Below are 7,366 nucleotides of genomic sequence, written 5' to 3' on the forward strand. Positions count from 1 at the left end.
GAGGCACCCGCCGTGCGCCGGCTGACCGAAGCGGACGCGGTGCACCACGCCGTGCGGGTCGTACGGGCCGCCGTCGACGCACCCCTGTTCGTCAAGTTGCCCGGCCAGGCGTCCGACGTCGTCGCGCTCGCCCGCGCCGCCCGGTCGGCCGGGGCGGACGCCGTCGGGCTGGTCGGGCGTTACCCGGGCTTCCTGCCCGACCTCGACGGCGGCGCGGTGCTCGGGTCCTGGGGGGCGTGGGGATCGCCGGCCTGCCTGCCGATGAGCCTGTACTGGGTCGGCAAGACCCGTATGGCGCTCGGCGCCGACGTGCCGCTGGTCGGGACCAACGGCGCACGCACCGCGACCGACGTGCTGAGGTTCCTCGCCTCGGGCGCTCACGCCGTCGAGGTCGTCACCGCACTGTGGATCGGCGGACCCGCGGTGCTGGCGGAGCTGGTCGCCGGGGTCGACGCGTATCTGCGACAGCGCGCCACGACGTGCGCCGACGGCCTGGAGGGGTTCGTCGGCAGCGCGCTCGCCCGGACGCGCGACTACGCGGACATCCCGCCGCTGTCGTCGCCCGCGTGGCTGCCCTACACCGCCCGCTGGTCGAGGTCGTCGGGCCGGTAGTGGCCGCCGAGCTCGCGGGTGAGCTCGCGCGCGGTGTCGACGACGACGCGTAGCTCGGGGGCGTCGTCGGACATCGACAGGGTGTTGTCCGGGCCGACGATGGCGATGGTGGCACAAATGCCGTACTCGTCGAAGACGGGCGCCGCCACCGCGACGACGCCGGGGGTGCTCATCGCGGAGCAGTGGCCGACGGCGCGAACCCGTTCGATGTCGGCGCGGAGCTCGTCCTGCGCCGGGCCGGGCAGGTTCGCCGTCAGCCGTTCCATGGACAGCTGGTCGACGTGGTAGGCCAGGAAGATCTTGCTCTGCGCGGTGTCCAGCGGCAGATGGCTGCCGACCCGCACGGACACGATGACGACGGTGGAGACGTTCTCCTCGACCCGCGAGACCACCGGGCCGGTGAGACCCCAGAGGCTGAGCACCACGCTGGTCTGCGTGGCGCGCGAGAGCGCCTGCATGTGACGCGGAGCGAGGTTGACGACACGACGGCGGCCGATGGCGAAGGCGCCCAGCTGCAGCAGCAGGCCACCGGGTACGTAGCCGCCCTCGGGGCTGCGTTCGAGCAGACCGGCCGCGACGAGCGACGTGCAGTAGCGGTACGCGGTCGTACGGTTGAGGCTGAGCCGCTCGGCGACCTCGCCGGCGGTCACCTCCGGCGTGGCCGGATCGAAGAGCGAGAGGATCTGGCTGACGCGGCTCACCGCCTGGATGTCCGCCTGGTCACCACGGTCCGTACGGGCGGAATCCGGCGACCGCGTCGATTTGGCCACGGGACCCTCCGCCGGACGATCGTCGAATACCTGACAGGCGTGTTCACTTCGTGAACACGTAGATCAGGCTACCTGAATCGACCGGAACTCACTTGGCGAGACGGAGTCCGGCGCGTGAAGACCCGCCGGCGGAGGCCGTGGCGTTCATCAGGTCGGCGGCGCTCTGCTGGCGGGCGGCGTCGGTGGAGTCCAAGGGCCCGGCCCAGTGGTAGCCGTACTGGTCGAGGGCGTTTCGGTCGTGGGCGTACGCCGAGTCCGCCTGGCGGTTCAGGTAGGCGGTGTACGGGTGGTCGCCGAGCGCCCGGTTGAGGGCGGCCAGCCCGCGCGCGTACACGCCCTTGAACGACGGGCCGTCCGCTCCGCCGTCCGACTGGGGCTCGCCCGGGTCGGCGAGGATGCCGTTCGGGTTCAGCGCCGGGTCGGTCGTGGAGGCGTCGGCCAGACCGCGGGCGGAGGTGAGGACACCGGAGTCGCCGGTGGCCCGGTACAGCTCGGTGAGGCCGTTCAGGATGACGCCCTGGTTGTAGGAGTAGACCGGCTGACCGTTGTTCCCGCACGTCGACAGGTCCAGGCCGTCGTTGATCAGGTGGGACGAGTTGATCATTCCGGTGGCCTTGAACCACGACCACTCCTTGGTCGCCAGGTTCAGGTAGGCGGTGTCGCCCGGGATGCGGTTGTGCAGGGCCGCGGTCAGCTGCAGGTACAGCTCGTTGGCGATGGCGTTCTTGTAGTCGCGTTGGGTGCGCCAGTAGACGCCGCCTCCGCAGACCGAGTCGGTGTAGGAGGTCATCCAGTCCGCGTCGGCGCGGGCGGTGTTCAGGTAGCGGGCGTCGCCGGTCAGGTCGTAGGCGTCCACCCAGGCGAGGCCCCACCAGCCGGTGTCGTCCAGGTAGTCGTTGCGGAACTGCCCGCCCTGCGCGGAGAGGTTGGCGTCGTACGTCGTGGCGACCGCGTACTTGTAGCTGCCCATTCCACTGACCCGGACGTTGTCGATGATCGCGGTCAGCGCGTTCGCGGAGTTCCACCAGTTGGTGGTGGCCCACAGTCCCGTGCCGTTGTCGTAGAACTCCATCAGCGCGGTGGCCGCGGCGGTCGACCGGTTTCCGGCGTTCCAGGTCGTACGGGCCCACGGGGTGCAGGCGATCTCGGCGCGGTCGCCGGCCTTTCCGCAGGCGCGCACCGCGCCGACGCCCTGGTTGTTCCAGTCGTCGACGTTGTACATGAGGGTGCGCCAGCCGCGCTGGCCGCTCGGGACGGTCGTGTCGCCGAGCCTGCTGCCCTGGCTCCAGCTCCGCCCGCCGTCGAACGAGCGATCCAGCCACACCTCGTCGGCCGGATCGCCGTTGCCGATGCTCCCCCAGGCCATGTCGTCGGCGTCGTCGAAATGCAGCACGATCTGCCGGGAATAGATGGTCGCCTGGACGGGAGTGCGGTCGCCGGCGGCCAGCGCGGGGTCGCGGCCGTCGCAGTACCGGTCGCAGATGGCCGCGGCCTCGGCGGCTCCGGCCAGCGCGGGGATCCCGACGGCCACGAGCAGCGAGACGGCCGACAGCAGCCGGAAGAACCGGCCGGTGGATGGGCGGGAAGCGCTCCGCGCATTCGAGGCGATCAGTAATGACGACATGATTGACTATTGACGACATAATCCGTCAAGTCAATGGCGCGATCCTGACCTGATGAAACGGCCGGGGCCGTGATCGGCCCCGGCCGTTCCGGCTACCGGGTCAGCCGGCCGTGATGGCGAAGACGCCGATCGAGCCCTGGCTCAGGGACGATGGCAGGCTCACGCTGGCGACCGTCTTTCCGCTGCTTATCGGGATGGTCTGGGCGAAGACGTAGGTCTTGACGTTGTCCTTTCCGCTCGTGTGGTTGCGGTAGGCCGCGGTGGCGACGATGGAGTTGCCGAAGCCCGGGCTGCCCTTGCCCGCCGACAGCGTCCAGTCGCTGAAGCCGAGCGACGCCGTCGACGTCGACCCGTCCGTGTACGTGATGGTCGCCGTGCCGGACGAGCCGTCCGTGCCCGCGTTGTACGCGCTGCCCAGGAAGCCCAGCTTCGTCGCCCCCGCCGGGGCGCTCACCGGGATGGTCTGGCCGCCCACGGTGATGTTGTCCGGTTTGCCGGCCGGGAGGTCGGGCCACGTGTAGGTGAGCCCGCCCGCCGTCACCGAGGCGCCCGGGGGCAGGCCCGCGGCGGTCAGGGCCTGCTCCGAGTAGCTCCAGCCCCCGCCGTCGTAGTTCGCCGAGGACGTGGCGCTGTCGTCGCTGATGCCGGTGTTGTCGAAGAACGGGCCCAGGTCGCCCGGCTTGGCCACGATGACCGACAGCGACACCGGGAGGATCTTCCCCGCCGCGCTGGTCAGCGTGAAGCTCACCGGATAGTTCCCGTCCACGTCACCGGCCGTCACGGTCAGGTCCGCGCTCGCGCTGCCGTCCGGTGACACCTTGAGCGTCCCGCTCGACGGGCTGACGGTGACGCCCGACGGCACCGTGGCGGTCCACCGCACCGACTGGTCGGCCGACGCCACCGACTTGACCGTCAGGGTCGTCTTGGACGACTCGCCCGGCGAGAGGATCAGGGACGACGGGCTCGTCGAGCCGGTGGCGGCGAACGTCGGGCCGTACGACGGCGGGGCGTTCTCCGCGCCGGTCCCCCACGACGTCTCCGTCGGGCTCATCTTCCAGTCCAGAGTCGCGCCCTTGGCCAGCGTCGAGAAGGGCACGTACAGCTTGCTGTCGGCCTTCCCGTTGAGCTTCATCGACTTGACGTAGTACTCCGACGGCGAGGCGTTCGGAGCGTTGATGTTGATGGTCTTTCCGCTGGGCAGCGAGATCGTCGCGTGCGGGAAGCCGGGGCTGCCGAAGACCAGCGTGTCGCTGCCCGGGTTCTCCGGGTACATCCCCAGCATCGACCAGACGAACGCGGAGCTGTTCGCTCCCAGGTCGTCGTTGTCCGGCAGACCGGACGGGCCGGGCAGGTAGAGGCCGTACCGCAGGGTGTTGGCGGCCTGCTGTGCCCCGGCCGGGTCACCCGCGTAGTCCAGGGCGTACTCCTCGCCGAAGCCGAACTCGTTGGACAGCTGGGCGTACTCGCCGTACCCGTCCGGCCGGGACAGGAACTTGCGCAGCGCCGGCTTGACCTTCGACGGGCCGCCCAGGAGCGAGAACAGACCGGCGTAGTCGTTCGGCACGTCCCACAGGTACTCCTCCGCGCTCCCCTCGATGTAGTGGCTCGTCGTCGACGGCGTGATGCCGCTCAGGAACGCGCCGTTGGTGAGGCGCGGCGTCAGCAGGCCCGTCGAGGTGTTGAAGACGTTCGCCCAGTTGTTCGCGCGGTCCTGCAGCTTCGCCGCGTGGGCGGAGTCGCCGAGGGACGCCGCGAAGCGCGACAGCGCGAAGTCCGCGTTGTCGTACTCCAGGAGCGAGGACACCTGGGCGTGCGGGTTGCAGCAGCCGTACGTCCCGTCCTCGGGCAGATAGCCGTACTTCTCCTCCAGCGCCTCACCCGGCCGTACGTCGTTGACCGAGTACGCCTGTTCGAGCATGTCGGCCAGCGCCGTCTTGGTGTCGAAGTCCTTCGCGCCGAATGAGTAGTAGTCCGCGATCAGGGCCGTGCCCGGGTCGCCGGCCATCACCCAGTTGTCCAGGTGCAGGTAACCCCACTGCTGGATGATGCCGTTCTCGGCGTAGTAGTTGACCTGGGACTGCGCCTGGTCGCTCGCCTCCTTCGGCGTCAGCATCGCCTGGAGCTGGGCGAGCGAGTGGTAGGTGTCCCAGCCGGAGTACATGCCGTACTGCTGCCTCTGGCCTCCCGACACCGAGTGCGTCTTGACGTCGGAGCCCATGAACTGGCCGTTGACGTCGCTGGTGATGTTCGGCTGGAGGAAGTCCTTGTAGAGCAGGCTGTAGAACTCCTGCGTGGTCGACGCCTCGCCGCCGGACACCTTGATCCGGCCCAGGAGCGCGTTCCAGGACTTCTGCGCGGCCTTCTTGACCGCGTCGAAGTTCCAGCCCGGGTTCTCCGTACGCCAGTTCAGGTTCGCGTTGTCGGCGCTCACGTACGAGATGCCGACCTTCGCCTGAACCGCCGGGGTCTTGGTGGCGTCGAAGCCGACCGACACCGCCTGGGGGCTCGAGCCCGATCCCGTGATCACCTTCGACGTGGTGAACGGATGGTCGAAGACGATGTCGTAGTACACCGTGTACGGGTGCGAGTCGCCGCAGAAGCCGCCGCTCGTGTCCGAACCCTTGATCTCGTTGTTGCCGACGATCTGGGCGCTGGCGGCGGAGTCGCCGTTCTGGCTGTCCATCAGCTTGATGAGGAAGCCGGCCTGCGTGGTGGAGGGGAACGTGAAGCGCCCCATCGCACTGTGCGGCGTCTCGGTCAGCTGTGTGGTGATGGTGTCGGGCAGGTTGCTCTGCGCGGAGTAGTACCCGGCCTGGGCCACCTCGCCGGCGTTGGTGAACGCGGTGGTGGCGTCGTTCGGGTCGCCGCCGGGCAGGTCGCCGGTGATCGGCAGGATCGGCACGTCCTGCGCCGCGCCGCAGCCGGGGCCGCTGACGTGCGTGAGGCTGTAGCCGGTGAGCTGCTCGTCACCGTAGTTGTAGCCGCCGCCCGCGTTCCGGTGCGGCATGGTGTCGGGGCTCCACTGGATCATCCCGTACGGCACGTCGGCGCCGGGGAAGGTGTTGCCGCCGCCGGTGGTCCAGGTACGCGTGTCGACGAGCGTCGCGGGGTCGCTCACGGACGCGAGGGTCGAGGTGTCCTTGGCGGCCTTCGGCAGGGCCTTGGCCGCCAGGGGTTTCGGGCAGTCGATCAGACGTCCGTCGGCCGCCTTGGCACAGGTGACCGTACGGGCGTTGCGAAGCTGGGATCCGGTGCTGGGTGAGGGGTTCGGGCCCTGCGCCATGGCGGGAAGGCCGCTGCCGATGACCGCCGCCGTGGCCAGTGCCACCGCGGCCGCCAGGCGCGCCGCCGGTCGCCTCATGTGCTCCCCTTTCGAGTAATGACAACGTTGTCAACCTCCGGCATCGTGATCCTTAGCCCCAAAGCGGTCAATCCGTAACGGTTAAAGACTCATGGCACGGCCAAAAGCGGACACAGGGCTGGACAGCGGGCCCCGAAGCGCACTACGCGAGTTCTCCGACGCGCGGGTGGTCAGCGTGCGGTGCGCGGCAGGTCGCGGAAGGCCGTGCCGGCGGCCGTCGGGGTGCCCGCCGCGGTGAACAGGCCCGTGCCGGCGTCCTTGGTGGCCGGCAGGGCGAACCATGCGTAGCGTTCGACGCCGCGCTGGCTCGCGAGCATCGCCGTCGACGCCTTGAGGAAGGCCGCCTGCTGCCGCCCCGAGGGGTACACCTTCGGCGTGCCGAAGCGGATCAGCGCGAACTCGGTCAGCCAGATCGGCTTGTGGTAACGCGCGTACACCGCCCGCACGTAGCTGCGGAGCTGCGCGACGGCGTTCGACGTGGCGAAGTCCGTGCCGTACCAGTGCAGCGTGATGAAGTCGACGCGGTAGTGGCGGGCGGCCGCGCCCTTCATGAACTCATCCAGCCAGCCGCCGGCCCGGTCGCCGTCCGCCGCGACCGCCGGGCTGCCGAGCCGCATTCCGGTGCCCATGAGCTTCGGCCACAGCGCGAGCGCCTGGGCCGGCGTCATCTCCGCCTGGCCCTTCCAGTCGGGCTCGTTGAAACCGAGGAGCGTACGGCCCCGCGCCTTGACCTGGGCGAGCGTCGCGGACGTGACCGAGTCGGCGCCCCAGATCATCGGCACGAACTCCACCCCCCGCGGCGTGGTGATCCCCGTGCTGTCCGCACCCCAGTCGTAATACCAGCAGGCGCCGGAGGCCTTGAGCCCTGCGCTCACCCCGCCGGTCTTCCAGGTGGCGACCCCCTTCAGGCAGGAACCGCCGCCGCGCGCGACCGGCGGGTGGCCCTTGGGCACGAGCTCCGGCGCGGCCGGGGTGCGCTCCGGCCGGCGCGTCGGGTCG

Annotated in this window: 4 protein-coding genes and 1 pseudogene; 1 reads left to right on the forward strand and 4 read right to left on the reverse strand. The window is 70.0% G+C overall.

Features of this window, described 5'->3' with window-relative positions:
- Positions 1-612, forward strand: a pseudogene (locus tag ACFFNX_RS36155) (hypothetical protein); the annotation flags it as partial.
- On the opposite strand, the gene ACFFNX_RS36160 reads toward ACFFNX_RS36155, so the two are convergent.
- The 4 genes from ACFFNX_RS36160 to ACFFNX_RS36175 form a co-directional block, all read right to left on the reverse strand.
- Positions 576-1,382 (reverse strand): IclR family transcriptional regulator, encoded by an 807-nt coding sequence (locus tag ACFFNX_RS36160; protein WP_378210500.1) that lies wholly within the window; start codon positions 1,380-1,382, stop codon positions 576-578. The pseudogene ACFFNX_RS36155 and the gene ACFFNX_RS36160 overlap by 37 nt on opposite strands.
- An 88-nt stretch (positions 1,383-1,470) precedes the next feature.
- The gene (locus tag ACFFNX_RS36165) at positions 1,471-3,006 is read right to left on the reverse strand and encodes a glycoside hydrolase family 76 protein (RefSeq protein ID WP_378210501.1); all 1,536 of its coding nucleotides are present in this window, start codon (positions 3,004-3,006) and stop codon (positions 1,471-1,473) included.
- A gap of 100 nt (positions 3,007-3,106) precedes the next feature.
- Positions 3,107-6,367: a GH92 family glycosyl hydrolase gene (locus ACFFNX_RS36170; protein ID WP_378210502.1), complete on the reverse strand. Its 3,261-nt coding sequence runs from the start codon at positions 6,365-6,367 to the stop codon at positions 3,107-3,109.
- A 170-nt stretch (positions 6,368-6,537) separates the two neighbouring features.
- Positions 6,538-7,366: glycoside hydrolase family protein (locus ACFFNX_RS36175; protein ID WP_378210504.1), on the reverse strand; the 829-nt coding region annotated here is incomplete at its 5' end.

The organism is Actinoallomurus acaciae (assembly GCF_042429965.1).
Lineage (GTDB): Bacteria > Actinomycetota > Actinomycetes > Streptosporangiales > Streptosporangiaceae > Actinoallomurus > Actinoallomurus acaciae.

What these genes read in the sequence shown, in the direction of transcription:
- ACFFNX_RS36165 (WP_378210501.1), bottom strand. Translation starts at nt 3,006, where the DNA reads ATGTCGTCATTACTGATCGCCTCGAATGCGCGGAGCGCTTCCCGCCCA.
- ACFFNX_RS36170 (WP_378210502.1), bottom strand. Translation starts at nt 6,367, where the DNA reads ATGAGGCGACCGGCGGCGCGCCTGGCGGCCGCGGTGGCACTGGCCACG.